This window comes from Dolichospermum sp. FACHB-1091 (genome assembly GCF_014697585.1).
GTDB lineage: Bacteria > Cyanobacteriota > Cyanobacteriia > Cyanobacteriales > Nostocaceae > Dolichospermum.
Genome location: NZ_JACJSB010000004.1, coordinates 61,612 through 85,411, shown reverse-complemented (window position 1 = coordinate 85,411; position 23,800 = coordinate 61,612). Strand labels below are relative to the sequence as shown.

General features: G+C 36.5%; 30 protein-coding genes and 3 pseudogenes. 14 read left to right on the top strand and 19 right to left on the bottom strand.

Features of this window, described 5'->3' with window-relative positions:
- Window positions 1-50 precede the first annotated feature (50 nt).
- On the top strand, window positions 51-269 hold the full coding sequence (locus H6G25_RS03745; protein WP_028088678.1) for a hypothetical protein: 219 nt from the start codon (window positions 51-53) through the stop codon (window positions 267-269).
- Window positions 262-657, top strand: a complete 396-nt coding sequence (locus H6G25_RS03740; RefSeq protein ID WP_190391315.1) for a hypothetical protein — start codon at window positions 262-264, stop codon at window positions 655-657. The genes H6G25_RS03745 and H6G25_RS03740 overlap by 8 nt, the downstream gene beginning before the upstream one ends.
- An 89-nt stretch (window positions 658-746) precedes the next feature.
- Here the strand turns inward: H6G25_RS03740 and H6G25_RS03735 are convergent, their stop codons facing one another.
- The 4 genes from H6G25_RS03735 to H6G25_RS03720 all read right to left on the bottom strand — a co-directional run bounded on the left by H6G25_RS03735 (window position 747) and on the right by H6G25_RS03720 (window position 4,058).
- The gene (locus H6G25_RS03735; RefSeq protein ID WP_190391314.1) at window positions 747-1,775 is read right to left on the bottom strand and encodes an adenine-specific methyltransferase EcoRI family protein; all 1,029 of its coding nucleotides are present in this window, start codon (window positions 1,773-1,775) and stop codon (window positions 747-749) included.
- Window positions 1,776-1,787: 12 nt separating this feature from the next.
- Window positions 1,788-2,618, bottom strand: a complete 831-nt coding sequence (locus H6G25_RS03730) for an EcoRI family type II restriction endonuclease (RefSeq protein WP_190391313.1) — start codon at window positions 2,616-2,618, stop codon at window positions 1,788-1,790.
- A 337-nt stretch (window positions 2,619-2,955) separates the two neighbouring features.
- Entirely contained in the window at window positions 2,956-3,489 is a 534-nt protein-coding gene (locus tag H6G25_RS03725; RefSeq protein WP_190391312.1) for a hypothetical protein, read from the bottom strand.
- Window positions 3,489-4,058 (bottom strand): GNAT family N-acetyltransferase, encoded by a 570-nt coding sequence (locus H6G25_RS03720; RefSeq protein ID WP_190391311.1) that lies wholly within the window; start codon window positions 4,056-4,058, stop codon window positions 3,489-3,491. The genes H6G25_RS03725 and H6G25_RS03720 overlap by 1 nt, the downstream gene beginning before the upstream one ends.
- Before the next feature lie 253 nt (window positions 4,059-4,311).
- On the opposite strand from H6G25_RS03720, the gene H6G25_RS03715 reads away from it, so the two are divergent.
- The 3 genes from H6G25_RS03715 (at window position 4,312) to H6G25_RS03705 (ending at window position 7,030) form a co-directional block, all read left to right on the top strand.
- Window positions 4,312-5,862, top strand: coding sequence for an ATP-binding protein (locus H6G25_RS03715; RefSeq protein WP_190391310.1), 1,551 nt, complete (start codon window positions 4,312-4,314; stop codon window positions 5,860-5,862).
- Between the two features lie 599 nt (window positions 5,863-6,461).
- On the top strand, window positions 6,462-6,692 hold the full coding sequence (locus tag H6G25_RS03710) for a DUF433 domain-containing protein (protein WP_027402180.1): 231 nt from the start codon (window positions 6,462-6,464) through the stop codon (window positions 6,690-6,692).
- Entirely contained in the window at window positions 6,689-7,030 is a 342-nt protein-coding gene (locus tag H6G25_RS03705; protein WP_190391309.1) for a DUF5615 family PIN-like protein, read from the top strand. The genes H6G25_RS03710 and H6G25_RS03705 overlap by 4 nt, the downstream gene beginning before the upstream one ends.
- Window positions 7,031-7,407: 377 nt before the next feature.
- Here the strand turns inward: H6G25_RS03705 and H6G25_RS03700 are convergent, their stop codons facing one another.
- From H6G25_RS03700 to H6G25_RS03675, 6 genes are all read right to left on the bottom strand, one after another.
- Window positions 7,408-7,728: a type II toxin-antitoxin system VapC family toxin gene (locus tag H6G25_RS03700; protein ID WP_242034872.1), complete on the bottom strand. Its 321-nt coding sequence runs from the start codon at window positions 7,726-7,728 to the stop codon at window positions 7,408-7,410.
- Entirely contained in the window at window positions 7,715-7,954 is a 240-nt protein-coding gene (locus H6G25_RS03695) for a hypothetical protein (RefSeq protein WP_190391308.1), read from the bottom strand. The genes H6G25_RS03700 and H6G25_RS03695 overlap by 14 nt, the downstream gene beginning before the upstream one ends.
- Window positions 7,955-8,312: 358 nt before the next feature.
- Entirely contained in the window at window positions 8,313-8,618 is a 306-nt protein-coding gene (locus H6G25_RS03690) for a hypothetical protein (RefSeq protein WP_190385473.1), read from the bottom strand.
- Window positions 8,615-9,166, bottom strand: a complete 552-nt coding sequence (locus tag H6G25_RS03685) for a DUF6036 family nucleotidyltransferase (protein ID WP_053539677.1) — start codon at window positions 9,164-9,166, stop codon at window positions 8,615-8,617. The genes H6G25_RS03690 and H6G25_RS03685 overlap by 4 nt, the downstream gene beginning before the upstream one ends.
- A 122-nt stretch (window positions 9,167-9,288) precedes the next feature.
- Entirely contained in the window at window positions 9,289-9,621 is a 333-nt protein-coding gene (locus H6G25_RS03680; protein WP_190391307.1) for a S1 RNA-binding domain-containing protein, read from the bottom strand.
- A gap of 4 nt (window positions 9,622-9,625) precedes the next feature.
- Window positions 9,626-9,967 (bottom strand): hypothetical protein, encoded by a 342-nt coding sequence (locus H6G25_RS03675; protein ID WP_190382728.1) that lies wholly within the window; start codon window positions 9,965-9,967, stop codon window positions 9,626-9,628.
- 317 nt (window positions 9,968-10,284) lie between these two features.
- Between H6G25_RS03675 and H6G25_RS03670 the strand changes: the two genes are divergently transcribed.
- Window positions 10,285-10,836 (top strand): transposase, encoded by a 552-nt coding sequence (locus tag H6G25_RS03670; RefSeq protein ID WP_190391306.1) that lies wholly within the window; start codon window positions 10,285-10,287, stop codon window positions 10,834-10,836.
- A 435-nt stretch (window positions 10,837-11,271) separates the two neighbouring features.
- Here the strand turns inward: H6G25_RS03670 and H6G25_RS03665 are convergent, their stop codons facing one another.
- Window positions 11,272-11,580: a hypothetical protein gene (locus H6G25_RS03665; RefSeq protein ID WP_190391305.1), complete on the bottom strand. Its 309-nt coding sequence runs from the start codon at window positions 11,578-11,580 to the stop codon at window positions 11,272-11,274.
- Window positions 11,581-11,877: 297 nt separating this feature from the next.
- Window positions 11,878-13,352: pseudogene (locus H6G25_RS03660) on the bottom strand (site-specific integrase).
- A gap of 117 nt (window positions 13,353-13,469) precedes the next feature.
- Here H6G25_RS03660 and H6G25_RS03655 point away from each other — a divergent pair.
- The 4 genes and pseudogenes from H6G25_RS03655 to H6G25_RS03640 form a co-directional block, all read left to right on the top strand.
- Window positions 13,470-14,570: pseudogene (locus tag H6G25_RS03655) on the top strand (nickel-dependent hydrogenase large subunit); the annotation flags it as partial.
- Window positions 14,571-14,753: 183 nt separating this feature from the next.
- A complete protein-coding gene (locus H6G25_RS03650) occupies window positions 14,754-15,176 on the top strand; it encodes a hypothetical protein (protein ID WP_028084356.1) in 423 nt (140 codons plus the stop codon).
- Between the two features lie 470 nt (window positions 15,177-15,646).
- On the top strand, window positions 15,647-15,898 hold the full coding sequence (locus H6G25_RS03645; RefSeq protein WP_190391304.1) for a type II toxin-antitoxin system Phd/YefM family antitoxin: 252 nt from the start codon (window positions 15,647-15,649) through the stop codon (window positions 15,896-15,898).
- Window positions 15,891-16,310: a putative toxin-antitoxin system toxin component, PIN family gene (locus H6G25_RS03640; RefSeq protein WP_190391303.1), complete on the top strand. Its 420-nt coding sequence runs from the start codon at window positions 15,891-15,893 to the stop codon at window positions 16,308-16,310. The genes H6G25_RS03645 and H6G25_RS03640 overlap by 8 nt, the downstream gene beginning before the upstream one ends.
- A 321-nt stretch (window positions 16,311-16,631) precedes the next feature.
- On the opposite strand, the gene H6G25_RS03635 is transcribed toward H6G25_RS03640, so the two are convergent.
- Window positions 16,632-16,943, bottom strand: coding sequence for a helix-turn-helix transcriptional regulator (locus tag H6G25_RS03635; RefSeq protein WP_137908524.1), 312 nt, complete (start codon window positions 16,941-16,943; stop codon window positions 16,632-16,634).
- Window positions 16,930-17,331, bottom strand: a complete 402-nt coding sequence (locus H6G25_RS03630; protein ID WP_137908523.1) for a type II toxin-antitoxin system RelE/ParE family toxin — start codon at window positions 17,329-17,331, stop codon at window positions 16,930-16,932. Before H6G25_RS03630 ends, H6G25_RS03635 begins: the two co-directional genes overlap by 14 nt.
- A 316-nt stretch (window positions 17,332-17,647) precedes the next feature.
- Between H6G25_RS03630 and H6G25_RS03625 the strand changes: the two genes are divergently transcribed.
- A complete protein-coding gene (locus H6G25_RS03625) occupies window positions 17,648-18,121 on the top strand; it encodes a hydrogenase maturation protease (protein ID WP_190391302.1) in 474 nt (157 codons plus the stop codon).
- 41 nt (window positions 18,122-18,162) lie between these two features.
- On the opposite strand, the gene H6G25_RS03620 is transcribed toward H6G25_RS03625, so the two are convergent.
- The 3 genes and pseudogenes from H6G25_RS03620 to H6G25_RS03610 form a co-directional block, all read right to left on the bottom strand.
- Window positions 18,163-18,537: a hypothetical protein gene (locus H6G25_RS03620; RefSeq protein WP_190391301.1), complete on the bottom strand. Its 375-nt coding sequence runs from the start codon at window positions 18,535-18,537 to the stop codon at window positions 18,163-18,165.
- A gap of 18 nt (window positions 18,538-18,555) precedes the next feature.
- Window positions 18,556-19,161, bottom strand: a pseudogene (locus H6G25_RS03615) (SagB/ThcOx family dehydrogenase); the annotation flags it as partial.
- Window positions 19,162-19,284: 123 nt separating this feature from the next.
- A complete protein-coding gene (locus H6G25_RS03610; protein WP_190391300.1) occupies window positions 19,285-19,794 on the bottom strand; it encodes a hypothetical protein in 510 nt (169 codons plus the stop codon).
- 264 nt (window positions 19,795-20,058) lie between these two features.
- Here H6G25_RS03610 and H6G25_RS03605 point away from each other — a divergent pair, with 264 nt between their 5' ends.
- The 3 genes from H6G25_RS03605 to H6G25_RS03595 all read left to right on the top strand — a co-directional run bounded on the left by H6G25_RS03605 (window position 20,059) and on the right by H6G25_RS03595 (window position 22,336).
- Window positions 20,059-21,399 carry a glycoside hydrolase family protein gene (locus H6G25_RS03605; protein WP_190391299.1) on the top strand — a complete coding sequence of 447 codons (1,341 nt, stop codon included), beginning with the start codon at window positions 20,059-20,061 and terminating at the stop codon, window positions 21,397-21,399.
- Between the two features lie 230 nt (window positions 21,400-21,629).
- Window positions 21,630-21,932 carry a hypothetical protein gene (locus tag H6G25_RS03600; protein WP_190391298.1) on the top strand — a complete coding sequence of 101 codons (303 nt, stop codon included), beginning with the start codon at window positions 21,630-21,632 and terminating at the stop codon, window positions 21,930-21,932.
- Window positions 21,929-22,336, top strand: coding sequence for a hypothetical protein (locus tag H6G25_RS03595; protein WP_028089543.1), 408 nt, complete (start codon window positions 21,929-21,931; stop codon window positions 22,334-22,336). The genes H6G25_RS03600 and H6G25_RS03595 overlap by 4 nt, the downstream gene beginning before the upstream one ends.
- Here H6G25_RS03595 and H6G25_RS03590 read toward each other — a convergent pair.
- Both H6G25_RS03590 and H6G25_RS03585 read right to left on the bottom strand, forming a co-directional pair.
- Complete coding sequence (locus tag H6G25_RS03590; protein WP_190391297.1) at window positions 22,326-22,604, bottom strand: hypothetical protein; 279 nt, start codon at window positions 22,602-22,604, stop codon at window positions 22,326-22,328. The two genes, H6G25_RS03595 and H6G25_RS03590, sit on opposite strands and share 11 nt — an antisense overlap.
- Window positions 22,601-23,638, bottom strand: coding sequence for a site-specific DNA-methyltransferase (locus H6G25_RS03585; protein ID WP_190391296.1), 1,038 nt, complete (start codon window positions 23,636-23,638; stop codon window positions 22,601-22,603). The genes H6G25_RS03590 and H6G25_RS03585 overlap by 4 nt, the downstream gene beginning before the upstream one ends.
- Window positions 23,639-23,800: the final 162 nt, after the last annotated feature.

Sequence of the window (23,800 nt, the reverse complement as noted above, 5' to 3'; positions counted from 1 at the left end):
AACAGATCGCTTATGATAAATGTATTATTGTATATCTCAAAGTTTAAAATATGTCACTCGCTGAGTTAATTCCTCTGGTCAACAATCTAAGTCAGTCAGACAAGTTATCACTCTTCAAACTCCTAGCCACACAAATCCCAGACGCTGAACTACAAGTTATTTTTTCTGCTTCAGAATACCCGATTTGGTCGCCATATCACGCAACGGAAGCTGCAAACATTCTCATGCAGATGATTCAGGATCACCAAGAGGTATCTACTGATGGCTAGTACAGTGGAATTTCCCTTTAATGATGATCAAGGATTACCCACAATTCCTATCATTCTGAGTTATGCAAACTCTTCTATTTCTGCAAATGCACTGCTGGATACTGGGTCTACTGTCAATGTCTTACCTTATGATATTGGGTTACAATTAGGTGCGATTTGGGATAATCAAACTGTCCGCTTGCCATTTGCTGGAAATCTTGCAAAGGTTGAAGCACGGGGGTTATTTGTGCAAGTTCAAATTGGCAATCTTGAACCCGTTCGTCTAGCATTTACCTGGGTAGAAGCAGCTTATGTACCTTTAATTCTTGGACAAACGAACTTTTTTCGAGAATTTGATGTTTGTTTTGAAAGATCGCAATCCACAATCAAAATTATCCGAAGTGATTAGCGATCGCACTAACCCAATATTAGCGATCGCACTTATAAAAGATGTTTAATAATAAAATTACAAGGTGCGTTACATTTCATTAACGCACTCTACAAGATTGGCGATCGCACTTGTGGTATTCCTCTATTGTTAGATAATTCAGTCAATATTCGTTTATTTTTGATTATAATCCTAAAATATGGACATTTTCCATTTATTGACAAATCTTTTCCATCATTCCCTTTTCTAAATTTAATTATTTCAAACTGATCGGGATTGAATTTATGTAGAAATGTTATAGGTACACCCATAAATCCTTTGTAGTCTAATGGTATCTCTTGTGTTTTATTAACATTAATACCATCATAGTTGTCATAATGGGGGTATTCAATTTCGTTTCCAAAATATCTCTTTGTGAGAGTAATATATTCGTGTCGTTTAAAAGTGTCTAAATTAGTTAACCATAGACAATTGTTTGGAGAAACTATTCTATTTCCAGAGCTATCAATCCTAGTCTCTGTGCCATAGAGTTCATAGTATTCGGGGACAATAAAACCTGAAATACCTCTACCAAGGTTTATTCCTAACCACGCCTTGTTTTCCTTAATTAACTTAAATATTTCTTTATAGGTGATAGCATTAATATTGCCAATTATTAAGAATTTTTTATCGTATTTAACTAATTGAGCCACATACTCCCTAAATAATGAAAATGGAGGATTAGTAACAACAATATCGGATTGCTTTAATAGTTCGATACTTTCAGCACTACGAAAATCGCCATCACCTTTAAAATGAACGATGTTAGTTGAACTTGGTTTAATTCTTTCTCCCTCTAGACCTGTATATTCAAAGAAAAAACCATTTTCAACTTCTTCGGTATTAAACAAATCCCTTTCTTGTTTTCTATAACAAGCAGTTATTAATTTTTTAATACCCAATTCTGCGAAATTTGATGCGAAGTAATTAAAAAAATTGCTAATCCGAGCATCATCGCAATTACAAAAAACTACTTTATTTTTAAAATGACTTTTATAATGTTTTAACTCATTTTCTATATCTGAAAGCTGTGTATAAAACTCGTCATTTTTGTTTTGTTTTGCTTTTTTCAACAAAGAGTGCTGTACTTTTCTTGCCATTATCAATCCGTATTATTCGTTATTGGTAATTTGGTTAAATATTTCACTACCTAATGCCTTAAGAGAGGACTTAGACACTTCAACCATAATATCAAACATTTTTTGTTCATCCCATTTTTCTCCATTTCCTTGTGTATAAATTGAAGCTGATTGAAGCATAATTGTTTTATCATGATGCTTAACAAATTTATTTTTACATAGATTAGTGTTAATTGGCATTCCATAATTTGCAGCGGTCAATCTATCTAATCTACTTAGCTTCCTATAATCAAGAGTTACCACCCTTCCATCAGGTCTTTTAATTGAAATAGTTTCAGTTAGAAAATTTGACCCTTCCAGAAATAAGATGTAGGGAAAATGGGATTCAGACAGCATAAAATTAGCAATTTCTGATATGTTTTTATGCGCTCTTTCTATTGCGTTACCAGCAGCCATCAAGTCTTGATTCTTCTTTTTACCAACTAGTTCTCCTTTTTGGATATTTTCAATGTCTTTCCCTTGATGTTTAGCTTCTGTTACAAGCACCACCCTCCAATTACCGTTATCGTCTTTTACTTGAATTATTCCACCATCAGGTTTAATATGTGAATTTGGCACAAAAAGTGTTTGCCCTAATTCTGAATCAAGTTTCTGTAACGCTTCGTTTATTTCTTTTTTACTTATGCTTGTTTTGTATCTAAAAGATAATTGAGGAAATTCCTTTTCAAGCTGTTTAATTACAAGGCGTGAAATTTGTCCAACTGCTATATCGTGGGACTTTGCTTCATTTCCAAATATACCAACTACACCTTGAGACTCTTTATGTTGATTCGTTAATCTTTTTGATTGATTTTTTTTAGACATATTGTTTCTTTACTATTACCTCATTTTTACTTAAAACTTTTGGTACTTTGTTCTTTTTATGTATAACTATGTAACTATGTATTATACAAAAATTTTCTGTATAATACTTTTGAATACAGGTATATAGTAAATATTAGAGGCGATTCTTGTCAAGTTATGCAGAATTTTTCTGTATAACATCCTATGGAACAACGTCCTAAAAAACTGCTCTGGTACAAGATGTGATCAGGCTTAAGCACTATTGGATTGTTATACATTCTCCAACAATCTCAACCAACAATCTCAACTTTTCCACCTCCAACCTTAACCTTTCATTCTCCATTATTTTTACTGATCACTAAGCTGAAATATTATCAACCAAAACCTGATTCATAATTTTCTGTTTCAACGAATCCGCCGCCACTGAAGCAATAATTTCCCAATCTTTTTCTGTCAACATTACCCCAAGCAGTTCGCGCAATACCTGATGATTAGAAATAAACTCCTCACCAAAAAGTTCATCCTTTTGTAACACAGCTTGAATATGTTCTTTAACAGTAGATGTAGGTAGCCTGAATCTTTCCAATAACTTCTCTCTCGCCGTAGCAAATGCTATAGAAGTCGCAGTTCCTAAATTCCAATCTTTGAGTAATAAACGCACTTCCCTATTCAAAGAAATCCGCAAAGTTTTTAAACGATAAAACAATTCGGGATTAAGTAATAGTTGACTAAAACCAGAACCCCAATCTAAACCAACACCAATATTACCTCCTACTTCTTCCTCAGCTAAAATGCTTTTTCTCAACCATTCTTCATTTAGCAATAAATCCATCGGGTTAGCTAATTCTTGATTAGAGGTAAACGGAATATAATTAGATTCTTGTTGACTCATTACTTACCCTCACTATTTTTGTTATGAGAACGCCATACACCGTACTCAAAATAAACTAAATCATCGTAATCTTCATCTTGCCCTAAATCTAGCATTCCTTGATTATCATAGAATTTTTCTGTCCCTGGTAAAGAATGTAAACCTACCCTACCTTCATAACCTAATTCTAAACTACGGGTGCGGGCAAATAGCAGAAATACACTCCCAACACCCTTGTATCGTGGTGGACGTTGCACATCCTGACGATTCCAAGGTGCTGTAGCAATTCCATCAACATATACTAAGCGTTTACCCTCCGTAATGCGTGAGCCGTGCATCTGAGTTTCCATCAGCATCAATCCTTGGGTTTCACCTTCACACTCAATAGCATAGCCTTCACGGTTTGAACTGCTGGCGATAAACCTCAGTTTAAACTCCCAATCCCAAAATTTATCAGCTTGTATATATAAATTTAGTTGGCTTTTCCATAGCAATAGATAATCGTCAACGTGCTTTTGTGCCAGTTCCACTAAATACGCATTTACAAAAGTGCTATCCTCACCACGAATTAGTTGAACTTCCAGTTGCACTCATTACTCCTTGTTAGTGAAAATGACTGTGGTAACAGACTAAAATACTATCATTTATTACTCAGATAATTAAAACCTCTCTTAATTTCGGGTTTAACGATTACGGAAATCATGAATTTACCTCCCGCAAATGTGAAAATCATACAACTTGATTATACAATAGTCTCAACCAGTGAACCTTTTTATCATGTCAGATCATAATTTTCCTAAATAAATGTGTAAACTTAAAGAGTTCACCTATTACCAAAATTCTATGACTCGCTGGTTTAATATTGCAGGTCCATGTAAAGACGATATCCACTATATGCTCTCTCCCACAATACGATTACCAGATTTAGAGGAGCTAATTCAACAACGTAGTTATTTTGTGCTTCATGCACCACGACAAACAGGGAAAACCACCGCCATGTTAGCCCTAGCAAAGCAACTTACTGATACAGGAAATTATGCAGCAGTCATGGTATCAGTAGAGGTGGGAAGTGCATTTAATCATGACCCCAGCGCCGCAGAATTAGCAATTTTAGGAATTTGGCGAAATACAATTGAGGATAGCTTACCGACCGAACTACAACCCCAAACTTGGGTTTATAATGTTCCTGGACAGAGAATTGCTGAAAATTTAAGAGCATGGTCAAGAGCTATCAATCGTCCGATAGTATTATTTATAGATGAAATTGATTCTTTGCAAGATGAAACTCTAATTTCAGTTTTACGACAGTTAAGAGATGGTTTTCCTAAGCGTCCCGAAAATTTTCCCTCATCGGTAGGATTAATTGGTTTACGGGATGTGCGAGATTATAAAGTAGCATCTGGTGGTAGTGAACGACTAAATACATCTAGTCCTTTTAATATTAAAGTTGCTTCTATTACTATGCGAAATTTTAATATTGAAGAAGTGGGAGAATTATATCAACAACATACAGCAGCAACAGGACAAATTTTCACACCAGAAGCTATAGAAGCAGCTTATGATTTAACCCAAGGACAACCTTGGTTAGTTAATGCTTTAGCCAAAGAAATTGTCGAAAAAATGGTTAAGCATAAGAGTATTACTATTACAAAAGAACACATTTTACAAGCAAAAGAAATATTAATTTCTCGTCAAGATACTCATTTAGATAGTTTAGCGGAAAAACTCAGGGAAAAACGAGTTAAAAATATTATTGAACCAATTTTAGCAGGGCAAACCTTACCCGATACTCTAGCAGATGATCGCCAATATTTAATAGATTTAGGATTATTGCGACGTGATCCAATGGGAGGATTAGTTATTTCTAACCCGATTTATCGTGAAGTTATTCCCCGCGTTTTAGTACAAGGAACTCAGGATAGTTTACCTCTGATTAGTCCTAGTTGGTTGACTCCCAAAGGTGAATTAAATCCTGATGCTTTATTAATAGCATTTCTCAAGTTTTGGCGACAACATGGAGAACCATTATTAAGTAGTGCTGCTTACCATGAAATTGCCCCCCATATTGTATTAATGGCTTTTTTGCATCGTGTGGTTAATGGTGGGGGAATTTTAGAAAGGGAATATGCAATTGGTAGCGATCGCATGGATTTATGTCTGCGTTATAAAGATGTAACTTTGGGTATTGAGTTAAAGGTGTGGAGGGAGAAAAAGCGCGATCCTCAAACTGATGGTATTGAACAATTAGAATCCTATTTGGGGCGTTTGGGGTTGGATTTTGGTTGGTTATTTGTGTTTGATAGGCGGAAAAATGCTTTACCAATGGAGGAAAGGTTATCAACTCAGGTGGTGGTGACGGAAAATCAACGTCGAATTACTGTGATTCGGGCTTGAGTGTTTTCAGGACTTACCCAAAATACCTCTAAAACTCCCTTTCCTTCCTGTCCTATCCCCGACGGGATGCTTGGCAAAGGTTTCTTCGTGGTTCATTCTTTTATGACTTGTGCGTATTGCAGTTAATCCGAGTTAAGGAAGTTCAAGGCAAGTGGTTAAGTATAATTTTTACTTTCTCTGAAAATATAAACCCGGTTTTTTCTCAATATAAATACGCAAATAACAATATATAAGTTATAATATTTACATAAATAATTTATGAATTACGGAATAAACGAACCACAGAGGCACAGAGTTCACGGAGTAATAAGAGTTTCGGAGATTTTTGCGTAAGTCCTGATTTATTTGGAAATTTAGCGAACTGCTTGCAGCAGCGCTTCGCTATTGCTTTTATTCAATATGTTTAACCCACATTCCGCACCCTACAGGATTGGCGATTCCTGCGGAGTGCAACGCTTACGCACTCTACTTAATAGCGAACTGACAAGTCAGCGCTTACGCTATCGCAGTTAATCGATGTTTAACGGTGAAACTATTGAATTTTTAACAGAAATACATGGTATCATCAGACAAGTTGGTAAGAATGCACTCACCACATAATGAATTACAGAGACTATATCACAATTGAACCCAATAAACGTGGTGGTAAGCCTTGTGTACGTGGCTTGCGAATTACAGTTTATGAGGTGCTGGAATACCTAGCTTCCGAGATGACTGAAGCGGAAATTCTTGATGATTTTCCCGACCTAACGCGAGAAGATTTAAAGGCTTGTATTGCTTATGCGGCTGACCGTGAACGTCGGCTGATGATTTCGACCTTATCAGCATGAAATTACTATTTGATGAAAATTTATCCCCTAAATTATCCACCAGTTTGAGCGATATTTTTCCAGACTCGCTTCATGTTCGGGATGTAGGCATGAAAGCAACAATAGACCCGATAGTTTGGAATTATGCAAAAGATAATGATTTGATGATCGTCTCAAAAGATGCTGATATGCACGATCTGAGTTTAGTGTTTGGGAATCCCCCAAAAGTCATCTGGCTTAGACTTGGAAACTGTTCTACCTTACAAGTTGAAAATTTACTGCGTCGGGAGTTCAGCACAATTAAATTATTTTATGAAGATGAAAATTCATCATTGCTTGCCCTCTCATCATCGCACTAAAAAATTGGGCGTTGCTGAAATCAGGTATGAATTTAGGTGTAGAGACGAGAATCCCTACATGAGGAACGTCTCTAGAGTTCTCGGCAATGTCCCGCTTTAAACTCAGCGATCGCACTATACAGCACTTCCCGATGTTATGAGGTACAAGAACCCCACCCCCAACCCCCTCCAATATCAAAAGTTTATCCTTTTCTTCCCCCCGCTGCGGGGGGATTGAGGGGGGTGCGAGGAGGGGGCAAATGAAGTACCTCATAAGAGCGGAAACCCCTATATCATAAAAATTCATGAAAGAGGTTATCGAACGGTTCTGTATTTTTCCAGCGATAGGTGTTGAAGTCTCGATAATCAACCGATAAAATTTGGCCATGACCTAATTCTTATGCCAGGATAACGAGAGAGGCATCGGCTAAATCCATCGGTAAATCTTTATATTTTTCCATTAGTTCTTCAATACGCTGGCAATGATGTTGTTTGAGATCAAAGATTTGTAGTTTTCCTGTAGAAATTTTATTAATAAAGATTTTTGGAGCATCTACTCCTACTCTTTTTTGTAATAGATAGCAAGTTTCCGTGACGACACACCAGGTTGTAATAAATTGCTGATTAGCTAAATCTTGAAATCGTTTTTTGGCGGCTATATGAACTGTATCTTTTTTATTGGCAAGAGCTAACCAAAAGCCTGTATCAACTATGATCATATTTTTGATTAAGTTCACGGTCTAAGTAGTTTTTATAGTTTTTAGAGAGGTCTGTTTCAGCTTCTATGCAACCGATAAAGTCTGACCAGTCTTGCCAGGAATTTTCTGAGGATTCCTGTTGATTCTGAAGGTAGCGTTTTTTCAGGACTTCTACGAGTTCCACTATGATTTGTTGTGCATCGGGAGGAAGAGACGCAATATCTTGTTGAATTGTATCTAAGTTCATAATCTAATTTTGCTGTTTCTCCGATTATAGTTTAGCAAAAAACGATTCCTGCGGAGCGCAACGCTTACGCACTAACCCAATATTAGCGAACTGACAAGTCAGCGCTTACGCTATCGCAATTAATACAGCACTTCCCGATGTTATGAGGTACAAGAACCCCACCCCCAACCCCCTCCAATATCAAAAGTTTATCCTTTTCTTCCCCCCGCTGCGGGGGGATTGAGGGGGGTGCGAGGAGGGGGCTTAGGAAGTACCTCATAAGAGCGGAAACCCCTGTAAATAGTAGTTAACGAAGCATAAGACAATGGATTTTGAGCGATAGCGAAGCGCGACCTAGGAATCGCTTTTCTCAAAGATGTTAAACAGTGAAATTAGACGGTTTATATTTATAACTTAGTTCCAGAGCATTGCAAAAGCTATTTAGTTGATTAAGCAAAGCATTATAGTAAATGTAAGCATCCTCTTGTTTATCTTGGAGATTAGCATATAAAGTTAACTCTGGTTCTGGTGCTAGGTGATCTTTAGGGATATCTAAACCGGCTTGAGATAACCGTGTTGAGGCAATTGCAATTAATAATGCTCCTATTGTATTAGATTCACCATTGTGAAGATCATTAAGTCCAGGTAATATTGTTTCTGCACCAGGTAATTCATTAAGATTCATGATTGATTTTCCTCCAGGTTATTTTCACAAAGTTCAATAAATTTTTCAATTCTACTTCTAAGGATATCAGGGTTTAGAGAGGGAAATCTGATTATTTCCGGTGTAATTGCTTCAAAACTATTCCGTAAATCATTCAAAGAGAATAATTTCTGTTTGTACATGGCTTCAATATCTTTAATATCACGGTCAAATCCCCTGGATAGTTTAGCAAGAGCTTGGGCGGTAAAATCATAGTGATAAAACGAAATTTGACCTTGTTTGCCAATGAATACGCTTCTATCACGCCATCCTGGAAGAGGTGGTAAGAAGTCCTGGGGAGATGCTAATTCGATATTAATGTTTAATTCTTGTTTGAGTTTGGCAATAGCCTGAAAAATACCTGGTGGTTCAGGATCTAGACGAAGATCAACATCAACTGTGGAGTTGCGCCATCCAATTAGTAGCGCACTAGCTCCACCTGTAAAGTAGATACAGCCTGAACCCTGGGCTTCTCTACCTAAGAGTTGCATCAGACGTTCTAACTTTTGAGTGTCAATGTTTGCACGCATATTTTTATTGATTTATTTGTTTGGATATTGAGCGATAGCGAAGCGCGACCTAGGAATCGCACCAAATCAATATTATCAATATTAATGATCGCAGTTAATCACAGTTAAAGATACTTAAATCGTTATGCTGCTGATGATCGATCGCTTGTTGCGGGAATTTTGAGATGTACCAATGCTTTCTGTAAGACACTGGGCTTAACACTCAACCAAATTTGATTGCGATCATCTTCGGTATACCCAACAACAACAGCCCCAATAGGTGAACCAATATCTGGATACATTTCTGGAGTCATATCTCCACTATCAACAAAATCAGTAATCTGAACAAGACCCTTGACTGCTTCATCATCTAAACTAACAAAAATCCCAAACGGCACCTGATACTCGACTGTACCGTGAATCAGTTCACCTAACCGATATTTAGATTTGATTTTTTGCCAAAACTGATCGCTCATAGCACTACCTTGGTTTTAATACTCTTGGATATTGGTTAAGGATAGGAAACAAATGATGAGGAACTGGTAATTCAAATTGCTCTGTGCCTTGATAGGGTTTTTCCAGGGGTTTGAAATATTGTTCATAGATTTCTGAGTCTATTGTAACTTCCAAAATCCCGTCTTTGTAATACCGATGATACTCCTCAGCCAGACTCCTACTATTTGGTGCTGCAAAATAGCACTTACCGTCCGCAGTTGGAGGATGGTATGGAAAATCATCAGGATGAAATCCCTTTTCTACAAGATTTTGCCCTTTGCCTTTTTGAGTGGCTTTATAAATTGTAATAGTCTTTATCGTATTCAAACAAAAGAGAATTTATTAAGTAGAGATTTTTTTGCAATTCTAATAATATAGAGCAATTTTCACAACTATTCAAAATTTTCTATCAGTAGCGATCGCATTAACCCAATATTAGCGATCGCAGTTAAAGAAGCACAAGACAATGGATTTTGAGCGAACTGCTTGCAGCAGCGCTTCGCTATCGCACTATCGCTTACCCATGAGATCGCAGTTAATCACAGTTAAGGAAGCATAAGATAATGGATTTTGAGCGAACTGCTTGCAATATGACAATACAATAAATAAAAAATAAATTTAATTTCACCCATACTAACTCCATAATGCCTAATTATAGAAGACCTAATGTTTCTGGAGGTACATATTTCATCACACAAGTCACTTATCAAAGAGAATCTTGGCTCTGTACTGATATAGGGAGAAAATCTCTTCGAGAAGCAATAGAAAAAGTAAGGGAAAAATATCCTTTTTGTATTGATGCTTTTGTTTTATTACTTGATCATTTTCATTGTTTGTGGACTTTACCCCCTGATGATAAAGATTTGTCGGTGAGATTGCGCTTAATTAAAACTTATGTTACCAAACATTATGGACAAGAATTAGGGGTTAATCGGGAGGTTTCTCAATCACGACAAAAGCGAGGAGAAAGTAATCTTTGGCAACGTCGGTTTTGGGAGCATTTAATTCGGGATGAACGGGATTTTGCGCTCCATTGTGATTATATTCATGATAATCCGGCTCGACATGGATTGTGTGAAAATCCCCAAGATTGGCAGTATTCCAGTATTCATCGGTTTATCGCTGAGGGAATTTATCCAACCGATTGGGGCAAAGATGGCAGAAAGGAAAAACCTCAAGGAGATTGGGACGATTAGTAGGGTGCGTTAGCGACAGCGTAACGCACCGAAAATCAGTAAATAATCATACATAAGGTGCGTTACACTCCGTTAACGCACCCTACAAGATCGGCGATCGCACTGCTTGCAGCAGCGCTTCGCTATCGCACTAGCGCGATCTAGTAATCGCTTTTCTCAAAGATGAAAATGTAATAAGGTGCGTTACATTTCATTAACGCACCCTACAGGATTGGTTATTCCTGCGGAGCGCAACGCTTACGCACTCAAGGATATTGGGACGATTAGCAGTAGGGTGTGTTAGCGACAGCTTAACGCACCGAAAATCAGTAAATAATCATAAATATGGTGCGTTACATTTGTGTATATATATTTAATGGTGCGTTACACTCCGTTAACGCACCCGCACCCTACAAGATCAGCGATCGCACTGGGAAAGGAGGGTTTGCTTGGCTTTTAATAGGACTCTATAACGAACGTGTACACCGGCATTTGCTCATAAGATTTAAAGACAGATGAAGGTGGCGAAATGCAACGACCGTTAACCGTTTCGTCACTTCGATGGAAGTTAATTCTATGGTTAAATTGCCTCATGAATGCTGTCGCCTTTTCCGGTGTTAAAGGACCGTCGATAAAATTCAACAAATGTTGTTGTGAAACTTTTATCCACCACTTGTGAGGCTCCGCTACAATGTAACGGTTAGTTGCTTGCGCGTGTTGGTACAGCGCGTTATTGACGGACTGAATGTCTTCCCAAGCACCCATAAGATCGTTCCTTGTTAAAATTGAAAGGGGTTTGTATGCACATATCAAATTCGATACCCATACAACATAATATTAACATAATCGTGTGCAATGTCAATAAAAATTTTTCATTGTGAATAAATACTTGTGCTTTGAGGTAAATATTGGCCTTTGTGGACAAGATATACCTCAAAATGGGAGAGGACATCAAATTTCATGGACTCTATCGGCACAAAGTCTGATTTTTACGTGACTAACAGGTCATTTTATACTCACAAACTAGGCCACTAAATCCCTAAAGGCACAGTGGTGGTAAAGCTATTCGCAGTCCTCTCGATCTTTAGTTTCCAACAATCTCAACTTTTCCACTTCCAACCTTAACCTTTCATTCTCCATCCTTAACGCCAATATTTCATTCTTCTGCAACTCAATTAATGACTTTTGACTAATTACCTCACCAAAGGCTTTTTTCCGGTTTTCAATCCCAAACCATCTTTGATAAGTCTTTGTATGTTCATCAACAGTATGACCTAAATTATCTGCTGCTGCTTTAATTGCTATTCCCTGAAGATGCGCTCGAATTGCACAACCATGACGTAAATCATAAGGTTGAAACTCAATTCCCACCTTTCTAAACCATCTGGATATATCTCTTCGCATCCAATTAATATTTTGGACAGAGGCAATTTTTTCAACTTTTCTTTCTAAAATATTTAAGGGTTTAGGATTTTTTAAATCAAATAATTCTATCCATTCAGTCACAAAAGGAATAACTTCTCTATATCCAGTTTTAGTATTTTTATTCACCTTCCAAGTCTGATCTATATTTTGGGGGGACATCCACCAATTAATATCCGGTTGGACAAATAATTCCCTTGGTCTTAATCCATAGGTTGCTAACATTCCATATACCCAACGCCACATTTCCCAAGTATCTATTTCATCAGTAATGTTTGTATTTTTGCGGTTGAGGGCGAATTTTTCAAAGAGGTAAAAACCAGATATGATTTTATCATCATCGGGTATTTCTCGATAAGCAGGAGTGACATGATCCCGTTTAACATCCAATTGAAATCCTAAATTAAAGGTTTTAATCAAAACCGAAGTTACCGCTATTAGTTCATTTTTTTTATTACCCTGAAATGAATTAATAACTTCCTCAAAATTTTCTTTTGTGGCTAAATGGGTGAGATTCAAGTTTCTTTTAATTACAGATATATAGTTAGCAAAAGTATTTTCACTAGTTAGAGTTTTCTGACGAGTTTGATAATATTTTTCATTAAATTTATCTAATAATTCGCCAATTGTTTTGATCTCTTGCTTTTCTCTTGATTTAATTCCTAAATACTTCTCATTCCACTCAAAAGTATGACGAGCAATTAATTTACCTAATTCATAACTTTCTTCAATGGCTGTTTTTAATCCCTCTAAATTTGCGGGTATTCCTAAAGATATATCATACTGTTTTTTCTGTTTACCTATACTACTATCCCCTGGTTTTAAGGGTAGGGTAGCTCGTAATTGGAGAGAATTGCCAGTTTGTTTGATACTAACTTTTATTCTCTCTCTTTTTAAATTACTATTAGCTGCAATTAACTTCTGTTCAAAAACTGCTTGATACTGTAATTCTGTTGCTTTTATTTTCGTCATTCCCTATACCTACCGTCTGTGGTGTTCTGCGGTTCAAAATCTGCAAATATATCGGCGAATAAATTGGTTGAGTCTGCATTTGTATATTCCTGTGTAGATGTGGAATATATACCCTCACAATTACCCTGATCTTGTCCGCTCATTCCCTAAATATTCCCTTATTTATCAAAGCTAAAATCATGAAAATAAAATGTTATTACCGAGCAAAATTACTTTAAAAATAAGTTACTCAGGAACATTTTTAATATATCACCTGTTGTCATAGCAGTTATATGGTGCCTGGTGGAGTAATGTGCGCCCCAACTTTAACTGATATTACCCGCGCCTGGGCAATTTTGGAATATTTCCGCACCAATTGGTTAGAACCAGTTTGGTTAGGATGTTCTTTAGAAAGATATGAAGAAATTCAATCTTATGAGGACTTTCAAAAGTGGTTAAATGAAGATGTTAAACATCGAGAATCTGACTTGGGTTTATATTGGAGAATGGGTTTAGATATCGGTTTGGATAGATATGGTGCTGGTGTGGGTAAATATGTGACTTGGGGTTATATTCCCCATGAGGATAAATACAATAAACCCACCATTGAAGGACGTAACGCTGCTGTGATTATGAAAAGTGGTGTTTATGATAGTTTTACTGATACTCATAGCTTAATGAATCAAGCATTTGCTCGTGAGAATTTAACCCATTCTTGGTATGATGAGGGTACAGAAAATTGGCATCCAAGCGATCGCACTACAAACCCAATTAATCACAATCAAAAAGACTTTAATGGGGCATATTCTTGGTCAAGTGCAGTCCTCCACCAAGACTTAGGACGTTTAGAAGCAGGACCTCTAGCGCGTCAATTAGTTGCCGGCGGAAATCATGGAGAATCTTGGCAACATTATGACCCATTTATTCTGGATACATTTAAGAAAATGGGAGGTGCAAGTGTTCATGTTAGACAATTAGGAAGAGTCCACGAAATAGTTAAACTATATCGTCAAGCTGAACGGTGTTTAAGGGAGTTCAAATTAAACGATCCTTGGTATATTAAACCTGAAGAAAAAGATGGTAAAGGTTGGGGTGCAACGGAAGCTGCTAGAGGTGCATTGTGTCACTGGGTAGAAATCGAAAAAGGCAAAATTAAACAATACCAAGTTATCGCTCCCGGTACTTGGAATATTGGACCCCGTGACGGTGCGGGAGAACTAGGACCGATTGAAAAAGCATTAATAGGAACGCCAATTCAAGACCCTAAAGATCCGGTAGAAGTCGGTCATGTAGCCCGTTCTTTTGATTCGTGTTTGGTGTGTACTGTTCATGCCCATGACGCAAAAACTGGTGAAGAATTGGCACGGTTTAGAACAGCTTAATTTATATGATTCAGATCCCGGACTTCTTCAAGAAGTCAGGGTTCTATATAATTGTTATTTACTGTACAAAAGTTCCTAAATCCGTGAGTTAGTCTGAATTTTAAGGAATAATTGATAATTCCTAATTATCAGATGAAGAATTATCAATTAGGAATTAGAAAATACTAAAATTGGTAACTAATTGTGTCTAATTTAGAACTACATCAATATCTTCCCCAGCTTCCTGATGCTGCACTGCAAGAATTTATAGAATGGTGTATGCTGGAGCAGTCAACAGCCGCAGGATTAGAATTTAAACCTGATCAAAGTAAGTTAAATAATTTAGCTCCAGCGGATTATTCTAAGCAACTAGTTGATCAATTTATGAAAGTCAGACCTGACCCAATTAGAGCCGGTTTGGTGGCTGTAATTGCTGGAAAACAAGCTGATAAACACGAATTAACAGGTTTAGCTGCCGTGGTTGATTTTGTTTCTCTTTATGTTAAGTATTTAATTCCTAAAGATGGTACTAATCCAGAAGAAGCTGATGCAATTTTAGCGAAAGCATCACAACATCAATATGAGCGACTTGTGGAAATTTCCCAAAAGCATGGTGTAAGTTTATAGATTTATAGGGTGGGTAATTCCCACCCATAAAAACAATTATTGTCAATTATAAACCTCAGTTAAAGATTTTCAAGATGTTAATTTTTAATCTAGAAAATGAAAATTTATTTACTCACAATGAATAAATTATCAATAAATAATCCTGTTAATCCTTTAATCTTGATCATCCTGATTCTGACAATAGTAACCTCTGACGCACTTAGTTAATATAAATGTTGGGTTTCCTTGCGTCAACCCAACCTACTTTACTTTTTACTAACCCAAAATTACTTATTGTACGCTATAGATAGTCCCAGTATCACATAGTCGTATTTAAGTTAAGTCATAGATTTAGTTAGTGAAAACCGGACATAGTGTATGTGGATATCCGTAGCCGTTCAGATACTTCTGGTGAGTTAATAAGATAGTCGGAGTTAAGGAAATAGTCAAATAAAAAATTTGAGTTATCATAAAGAAAAAGGAGGTATATTATGATTTACCTATCTGCCACGGAAGCAAAACAAAATTTTGCAGAATTTTTAGATAAAGCTCAAAAAGAACCAATAACCATTCAGCGTCAGGAACAAGATTTAGTTGTAGTGCTATCTGTCTTAGAGTATCAAAGATTGACCAAATTGCTAAAAAATGAGTTTCACGAATTTTGTGATCAAGTTGGCAAAAATGCTGAAGCAAAAGGTATGACAGAAGAAAGGCTCAAGGAAATTCTTGAAAGTGATGATTGAGCAAAAAATTGTCATTGACACTAATTGTTTTGTGAGTCGTTTACTAACTCCCAAATCTATCACTTCTCAAGCAGTTCGTTATGCTTTGGATTCCCATCACATTCTTGTTTCTGCGGACACACTTACAGAGTTAGAAATGGTTCTCTCTAGGAAAAAATTTGATAATTATGTCAGTTTTGAAGAGCGACAAAAGTTTATTTTATATCTAAAAAATCTGGCTGAGATAGTTGATATAGTCAATCATGTGCAAGTTTGTCGAGATCCAAAAGACGATAAATTTCTCTCACTTGCCATGGCTGGTAATGCCGATTTAATTATTACCGGAGATGAAAATTTATTGGTGCTTAAATGCTATGAAAACATTCCTATTTTATCACCAAAGGATTTTCTAGCACAAACGGATAAAAGTTAAACAATAACCTGCTCATTTCTTCATCTCTCTGGGACTGGAGCGCCTCTGGGTTAGCCTTATTCCTCCACATCAAACCACACAGGAGAAATATCATCAACCTGTCCATTATAATTAATCGTAATTTCTTGACCTTCCCGAATATATTTATAAGCAATAATATCAATGATATTTTTAGCAAAATTCTTAATATAAGTAAGTTCTTACAAAGACCCTGATATCAATAAAAAGGGTGAAATAAGCGATTCCTACGGAGCGCTTCGCTATCGCAGAAAATCTATTTCTCCACTGAAAGTTTTACTCCACCTTACCCTCTGCCAGTCACTATGCAATTTGCTGTTCATCCATTGGAGTCAGATGAATTACTACCCGCTGATTCAGAGCATGAGCGATTTTTTGCAGCATGGAAAGAGAATGTCCTTCATAGTCAGCATCTTCTAGCCGTGCAATTACTGGTTGTTTTGTACCAATCAGTTCAGCCAACTGTTTCTGCGTTAACCCTGCTTTGGTTCTGGCTTCATATATTAACTGTGCCACTTCTCCATTAATGGCAGATACCGCTACCATTGCCTCAAGTTGAGGATCAGTACGAGTCATCTTGTCGATAATTTTAATCGCATCCTTAGTCTTGGCCATCATCATCTTCCTCCTCGTAGTAAGTGTGTGTTTCTGGGTTTTCCTCAAATAAACGCTTTCGCGCTATCGCTCGTTCGATATCAATTGCTGGTACTGCTGCTTGTTCTTTCGTAATGGCTTGTGCCAGAATCGCCACGTTTTGCCCATGAAAGAAGTACAAAATCCGGTACTGGACATGAATATGCTTTGCCCGCAATTCATAAATTCCATCTCGCAAGTAATCCGCCCCAGGGCGACGCAGTTCGTATCCTAAAGCCGCAAGCTGCTTGATGCGGGCTACACAGTTTGCATATCCTTTGCGGTCTTCTTTTAAAAGTCGCGTCAACCATTCCAGAACAGGTACTTCCCCATCCTCCTCCTGGTAGAAAACAACCTGGGTTTCAGGCACTGCACACTCTCTCACTATATCAATATTGTTATTATAGGCCAACTTGGATACTTTGGCACAATAACCTCCATGTTTGGTGTTTTGCGTAAGTAGGTTGGCGTTAAAAATTGTCGTTATAGTGAGGGAACTCTTAACTCTTAACTCTTAACAGAAAAGAGGTTTCGGGCAACTTTACTTTTCGTTACTGATGTCGGTTTTTTTCCGTTGACTTATTTAAACTCACTATAAAGTCAATGATTAAAGATGTAGTCAGAATTTCCATAAATTTTAATTTTTTGTGCCAAATTGATAATATTCATGTTAGGATAAATATCCCATGCTAACTATCATTGGTTGTGGTAATCTGAATCGCAGTGATGATGCTGTCGGCGTAATTATTGCCCAAGGTTTACAGCAATATCTCGCCCAAAATCCTCACCCCAAAATCCGCGTTTTTGACTGTGGAACTGCGGGAATGGAGGTGATGTTTCAAGCGAGAGGAAGTGAAAAATTAATTATTCTTGATGCTAGTTGCACAGGTTCAGAAGCAGGTGCTATATTTAAAGTCCCAGGGAACGAATTAGAGGCGCTACCCGAACCTAGTTACAACTTACATGATTTTCGTTGGGATCATGCTTTGGCGGCTGGGAGAAAAATCTTTGGTGATGATTTTCCCCAAGAGGTGACAGTTTATTTAATTGAAGCTGGAAATCTGGATTTGGGGCTGGAATTAAGTCCCGTGGTTCGACGTTCTGCTGATTTAGTTTTTGCTGAACTAATTACAGTTATCCAGCAGAATGTCATGGCTTAATCAACAATCTCAAATCCTAAATTCTCAAATCCTCAATTAAATCAGATCCAATCACGATAAACTGGTAACTCATCTACCCTCATTTCAAAAGGTACAGTTTGATGATCAGGTGGACAAATACGAATTTTGGCACTGCTAACAATGCCAGAAAGAACATTGGCCATGGGAACAATTTGTTGCAAAATTTGCCAGTTAGTAACTTGGTCGGGACATTCAATGACTAAAGTCAAAATACTAGCGTGGGTTGTGGCATACCAACGACAATTAGACAACAAATTATGAATAATGCGATCGCATCCTTCATAAAAGTATTTACTAATTGAATGTTCCAATTGTTGCCTAAGCATAATATCTGCTGATGTTGGCTGTATAGGATGTTTATCATCAGCATGGAATTGAGATTCTTTTTTCGTCATTTCCCGTTATTTTCCTATTTATTTACCAATTGCCATTGCGTACAATACGTCCTTATTGGTTTCTAGAAAGTCTTGGGTTTCATCATCATAAAAAGCACCAATCCCACTAGAATCTATTTTCCAATAATTGCTAAATAAATACACACTCTTTTCAACAAATCCGGCTAATTGCACAGCGATTTGATAACTCAAATAATTGGAGAAAAAAACAAAGTTACAGCACAATCTCTATCTATAGCTTGATTAATGCACAAATAACCTATTTTTTCCCTAAAGTTACCCGCTTGAATGAGATGTGTATTTTTATAGAACCCTGGTGAAATTCCCTCGATATCATGCACCACTGAGTAAATTTCTATTTACTCAAAATTCTCTGTTAGTAATAAACTCCTGGTTCTCAAATCACAAATCTGCATTGAGAATAAGTTTATCAAAATCAAAACATAGTCGTATGTTTTTTTCGTGAAGATATGCTAAAGCAGCGATAGCACCTAAATGGTGTCCGCTGTCTAACAAACAATATCTACAACTCCTGTTTTGATATTTCCAGCTACACCTATGATAAACACAACTAACTAAAAAGATGAATCCGTTGATACATTTATTTGGTATAATATAATTTTCTCAAGAACCAATTAAATGAGGGAGTTTTAGAGAAAATAACGACAATACGCACCTACCTAATAAAATTTTGAAAGATGCTTTAACTTCGTTGAATTTCTAGCGTCTTGGAAATTAAAAGCTTTATCATTCCGATACTACCTGTTTAATTACCTCTAAAGGTAACTCTAACACCTCTGCAATTTGCTCATCATTTAAGCCAAAATACCTTAATTTACTAATCTTTTCTATCTGAGTTTTATTCTTATTTCGTTGCTTTAATTTAGAATTACCAGAATGACTTTTATCTGGTTTAGTTTTAGGTTGTTTAGAACCAATATTTATACAGCCAATTAAATTACTGTTAATTTTACTATTATTACCCAAAGAAATATTCACATTTCCTTGTCGTTCTAGAACTGATTTAAGATTACTTTTATCAACTGGTTCACCAAAAATATCAGATAACATTTTTAAAAGTTCGTAACCTACATCCTTTGCATGACCCGCGCTACAACCACAATTTTCCGCAATATCAGCATACTTTTGGTGCTTTAGTGTCCCCTCAATAACTCCACGTTGCAAGTCATTGAGATGCTTTCCCGTGTTGAGATAAACAGCGTCATCCACAAGTTGTAGTAGTTCGTGAACCTGCATGGCTAAAAATGTAACGCGACATAAGTAATGATAGCAGACTTTATCCGTACTTTTCAGCCTTTTTCCGTCTGTTTGTAATTTTTTTTTGCAATCCGCTTTTTTCCGCTTTTCAGGTTTAGGTAAGTGGTGTAACGTGGGTGAAAAACAAAAGGAAACATAGTACCTTTTAACATATCTTATTTTTTGTGAACCCTCAACATTACTGGAGGTATATCAAAAAATTTGAAGATGATCTCAAAAGAACTTTAGCCTAGAGTTAAAAGTATGAAACCAAGTAACGAGTGTTTTAGTTTAATTAAAAAATGGGAGGGGTTGCACAAGAAGCGCCCTGATGGTTTGATTGAAGCGTATAAAGATCCAGTTGGAATATGGACGATTGGGTTCGGTTCTATAGAACACTTGGATTTGAACAGACCCATTCAGCCCGGTGATGTTATCAATCTAACAACAGCAGAACGCTGGTTGAAGATGGAAGTTGAACAAGCAGCAGAAGATGTTGATCAGCTTTGTCGAGCAGCTTTAACACAAGGTATGTTTGATGCCTTAGTTTCCTTTGTTTATAACATTGGCATTGGAGCATTTGGTGAGTCAACACTATTACGAAAACTGAATAATGACGTAGATTACGAAGGTGCAGCCCGCGAATTTGACCGTTGGGTACATGGTACAGACAATGGTACTAGAACAGTTTTGCCAGGATTAGTCAATCGTCGTAATGACGAAGAAGCTTTGTTCCGAAGAGATGGGTTAAATCCTTCGGTGGGAAATTCTGCAAGTTCCACTTCAGTCCCAACTACAACCCCTACTACTTCATTAGTAGAAGAACGTCCCTATCACCCTGCTCCTGTACCTCTACCATTTACCAGTGCATTAATTGTCAAGGGTGATGTCGGAGATGATTGCTATATCCTCAATTGCGCTCTTGCAGGATTGGGATTCCTGCGGATGACTTCGCAGCCAAATGAGTTTAATGATATTACCAAAAGTGCTGTTGAACTGCTGCAAAGACGTGAGGCTTTAAGCAAAATTGATGGTAAGGTCGGACCAGAAACCAAAAGAGCGCTCGAAAATGCTCTAAGACGAGCGCGGGGACTTGTTCCTGCTCCTACGCCGGATAGAGGCGTTTACTGTCGCCTTACACGCACCAGTAAAGATGCGTATGAAGGCTTGAAATTGTGTAAATTGGAGTTTGTACATCCCACACGAGGTGTGGTTGAATCCCTAGAGGTAGTATCTGGCGCACCAGGAGCGCAGCGTTTCTTACTATTTAGCGATCCTGACAGTTTTCCAGGTAGTCTACAGCCAATTCCTCAAGGTAGCTATATTATCGGCGATATTGACTGGGCAGGAAGTAAAGATAATTATAACGCATCCCATCCACACTTAAACAACGGACTTGGTCCTGTATGGGTTCCGTTCGTTGGTAAGCAATCAGATGACCGTGACGCATTTGGATTTCATGCTGATTGGAACTGGATTAAAGAGGGACACAGTCCTGGTAGTGCGGGTTGCGTCTGTGTAAGTTCTATTAATGATTTAAAAGAACTGGTACGTTTATTGCGAGAGTTTGATCCGCGGTTGCTAGTTGTAGATTGGGGATTGTAGCCCACATTCCGCACTTCATTTTGTAATACACCAAGATTACCAATATCGGGCTAATAATGGTCGGATAGCGATTCCTACGGAGCGCTTCGCTATCGCATTACCACCAGTTTTGTAGGGTGTGTTAGCGATCGCCTAACGCACCTTTTTTGGTAATTAGTGGTGTATTACCTAACCACAAATCACCCTAAAAAATAAAGAGTAAAATGGGAATAATAAACAAGCTGTTATAAATGAATATAGCCGCTCAACAACTACCTAACTTAACAGAAAAACCACGATCAGAAGTCTTAATAATTCTCAGCAACCAAGGATTTGAATTTAAAACGCAAACTCAAGGGGGTTATGAAACATTTCAGCATCCAGATGGTAGTCAAATTCATATTAGACCAAATGGGGAAATTGTTCGCACAGGTCCGAAAATTAAAGCAATTGATGGCAAATCTTACCGTCGTCGCTATAATCAATATGGAGAGCAGATAGAATTTGTTTCTGGAGCTAATACTCATAATACTGGAGAAATTGTGAATCTATGACAACAACAATTACATCAACCCTCACTACTTTTCTCGAAGATTTAAAAAGTGCTGACTTAGTTGGTATTTCTTTAAATCCTCAAAACTTGGGATTACGTCTTGACTTTACCTTTGGTCCTGAAGCTGATGATGTAGCTATTGAGTTTTATCAAATTATTCACCTAGTTTTTTCCCAACCTCTAAATGCAAATGATGAAGATATCTGTTTTTGGGTAGGAGAAGTTGAACTCAAGAAAATTGAAGATAATATCCCGGAATTTTTATCTACATCCTATCCATTTGTCAATCAAACTGGAATAATTAACACCAATTTACAATCACTAATTTATTTTCATTTAGAAGGAGATATTTGTTTAGAGGTTGTTTGTAGAAATTATAAAACTTTCCAACAAGTCAAAAATTAAATAATTTCCTAATTGTGAAAATGCTCATTTTATTTTTATTGACATTATGCAACCTAATATCTTGCTCAGGTTTAATTATTTTCTTGAGTAAACTGGTAATAATTACTTGAATTAAAGATTTATCAGTTTCTATTTTATGAACGAAAATATCTACACAGTCTTTTATTTCTTCCTCAATTTCTGATAACGCTTGATTTTTAATTAATTCAATTGCTTCCTGATAAAATTGTTCTAATGTTTCTATTTCTCGATTATAATTATATTTCATATAAATAATTCCTGTTGTTGAGAATCAGGTTGTTCCATGCGGTTATTAGCTAAATTTACATAATCAGGATTAATTTCAATTCCTAAATAGTTTCTATTTAAATTTCTAGCTGCTACACAACTAGTCCCACTACCACAAAAAGGATCAAGAATAAAATCATCTTCTTTAGTTAATAATTTAATAAGTTCCTGAATAATATATAAAGGATAAACTGCTGGATGATGATTATTTTTAGTAATTTCTACCGGACTTTCAATGATGTCTTTTTTCATGGTGTTTCCTAAAATTCTAATAATAGTAAAACCATGATTCTTAATTTGGTTATTTCTCCCTCCCTCTTGTCCACCATAGGCTAATTTATGTATGCCATGAATTTTCATTCTAAATCCTTCAATTTCTCCATTATGTACTGCTAAAATAGCTTGATTTAATTCTTTAATAGCATGATTTTTTTGTGCTTCGCTTAAATCAGAATTTTTAATTAATTCCAGATATTTTTTACCTAATTTATCAGATGGTTTACCTTTAATACTTTTATTAAAGGTATCTAAATGTTGTAAATAATTATCTAAATTAAAGTAATAATCTTTTGATTTAGCAAATATGAAAAAAGGTTCTGTAGCTTGTATTAATTTTCTTTTATCTTGACGTGGTGTAGGATTTAGTTTTGACCATGTAATTTGATTAATCAGAAAAATATTTTGATTTTGGGTAGCTTGAATGGCAAATTTATAAGGAATTAGAGATAAACCACCGTTAATATATTTATCTCCCAAATTAAAAACTATTGCTCCTGTTTTTTTCAAAACGCGCACACATTCCCCAAATACCGTTAAGATATTTTGTAAATATTCTGCTTCCGTTGTTTCGTTCCCTATACCTAAATTACCATTTCCATAATCACGTTGCTGAAAATATGGGGGTGAAGTGATGATTAAATCAAAAGTATCACTTTCTATTTGTTTGAGAATAGATAGATTGTCACCGAGAAGAATTTTATTTCTAAAGTCTAATATTTGTTGTTGTACTTTCATATAATTTAATTAATAATTAAATTGTCATTTTCAAACTATCATACAGCATTTTTGTTTTTAAATTTACAAATTTAATAAAATTTAACGTTTGATTTAGAGTCAGGATGATGTTCACCATTTTCTTGAGTCATTAATCGAATATGACTACCTGTTTGGTGATCA